1 protein-coding gene is annotated in these 864 nt (G+C 38.9%); it reads right to left on the bottom strand.

What is annotated here, in order from left to right; all coding sequences use genetic code 11:
- On the bottom strand, positions 1-764 hold a 764-nt coding region (locus tag FFO06_RS20685), incomplete at its 3' end, for a filamentous hemagglutinin N-terminal domain-containing protein (RefSeq protein ID WP_137909701.1).
- Positions 765-864: the final 100 nt, after the last annotated feature.

Here is an 864-nt window from a genome sequence, read left to right on the forward strand (position 1 = left end):
AAATTTTCGTTGAAATTAACAGTTCCCGTCTGAGTTAAACCACCCAATTGTACCCGACTTCCCGGTGATAAAATTCCCGCTCTCAATCCTTCTGCATTAACACCATTACCATTAATATTGACATTACCACCAATTAGGGCTAGGGTTTTGCCTTCAGGAACTTTCAATCCCTGACCGTTATTAAATGCTAGGGTAGAACCAGCCAGATTAACATTAATATCCCCAGGATTATTGCGGAAACCTAACCCTAGAGGAATATTCACAGTTAACAACGGTGGCGCTGTGGGATTAGTGGTAGTAAATTGATAATTATCAAAAACAATTTTATCCGCAGTGGAAGCGACAAAAGAACCTTTGACATCTAACTGAGCATTTGGACCAAAACTAATACCATTGGGATTAATTAAAAACAGGTTAGCATTACCTAACACCCCTAAAGTTCCGAAAATATTTGACTGACTGCTGCCAGTAACCCTGGTTAAAATGTTGTTAATATCAGCAGGGTTACTAAAATAAACTCCCTTACCAGCATCTACATTAAAATTAGTGAAACTGTGAAATAAATTAGTACCACGGGTTGCTCCTCCCTCGATGATATCACTATTAAGTCCCTTAACAGTATCACTTCTAGTAGTAGAACCAACGGTATTATCCGGTGTCAGTTGCGCTTTAACTATCCCAGGATTAGCAGCGACAATCAAGCCAGTGATAATCTGTAATATTAATTGTTGAATTAAGGTTGTTCCACATAGGTTGAGCTTCATAATCTTGACTCCACAGAGAAGTGTAAACGGTTTTCTGATGATGTTTGGTCTTGAGAATTGATGTCAGTTAGAGTGTGTCCCCAATCAATACGGGCTTTGA

Source organism: Dolichospermum planctonicum (genome assembly GCF_005402965.1).
Lineage (GTDB): Bacteria > Cyanobacteriota > Cyanobacteriia > Cyanobacteriales > Nostocaceae > Dolichospermum > Dolichospermum planctonicum.